Genomic DNA, 1027 nt, shown 5'->3' with positions numbered 1-1027 from the left:
CCTGATTACCCATGATTAGCAGTCACCACGAGCTATACTGATCTTACGTACAGTTACTGAGGTGCGAGATCATGGCCAAAAGCAAAGTCCAATTCCAGAAAGGCTACAGCCTGTTTGATTTTTTCAAGGACTATGGCACTGAAGCGCAGTGCGAAAACGCGCTGCTCGCTTGGCGTTTTCCGAACGGTTTCATCTGTCCTGAGTGCGCCAACAAGACCTGCTGTCGCCTGAAAAGTCGGCCACGCGTGCTGCAATGCAATAACTGCCGTCACCAGATGTCATTGACTGGAAACACGATTTTTGCAAACACCAAACTCCCACTGACCAAGTGGTTTCTGGCGATGCACCTGCTGTCACAGACCAAAACTGGCTTGTCAGCGATGGAGCTAAAGCGCCAGTTGGACGTCAAATATGACACCGCCTGGATGCTCAAGCACAAGCTGCTGCAAGCCATGAAAGAGTCCGATGACAAGCAGCCCATCAGCGGCATCATTCAGCTCGATGATGTCTACTGGGGTGGAGAGCGCCGTGGTGGCAAACGAGGTCGCGGCGCGGCAGGCAAGACGCCGTTTGTGGCAGCAGTAGCCCTGAACAAGGAAGGGCATCCAATCAAGATGCGAATGACGGTGGTCGATGGTTTCAAAACCAACGTCATTGCTGATTGGGCAAAACGGCATCTTGCTAGTGGTAGCGCGGTGATATCCGATGGATTGGCCTGTTTCAAAGCGGTCAAGGAGGCCAATTGTGAGCACCTGGGTGTTGTCACCGGGGGCAACCTTGATTTGCTGGATCATCCGGCATTCAACTGGGTAAACACGATGATAGGGAATGTGAAGAACTCGCTGCGGGGCAGTTGTCATAAGCTCGGAGCGAAGCATTTACCAAGGCATCTTGCTGAATACTGCTTCCGGTTTAATCATCGTTTTGACCTCAAGAGTATGTTTGTTGAATTGGGGCATGCAGTCGTGGCAAGCCCGCCGATGCCATATCGGCTCTTGAAGCTGGCTGAGGGTCATGGGTAATCAGG

General features: G+C 52.2%; 1 protein-coding gene. It reads left to right on the top strand.

The features are described 5' to 3' along the window. Positions 1-71: 71 nt before the first annotated feature. Complete coding sequence (locus tag BN1127_RS11785; RefSeq protein ID WP_042649575.1) at positions 72-1022, top strand: IS1595-like element ISAeca5 family transposase; 951 nt, start codon at positions 72-74, stop codon at positions 1020-1022. Positions 1023-1027 lie beyond the last annotated feature (5 nt).

The sequence above is a fragment of the Aeromonas media genome (genome assembly GCF_000819985.1).
GTDB lineage: Bacteria > Pseudomonadota > Gammaproteobacteria > Enterobacterales > Aeromonadaceae > Aeromonas > Aeromonas media.
This window is presented reverse-complemented; position numbering and strand designations above follow the sequence as displayed.

What these genes read in the sequence shown, in the direction of transcription:
- BN1127_RS11785 (WP_042649575.1), top strand. Translation starts at nt 72, where the DNA reads ATGGCCAAAAGCAAAGTCCAATTCCAGAAAGGCTACAGCCTGTTTGAT.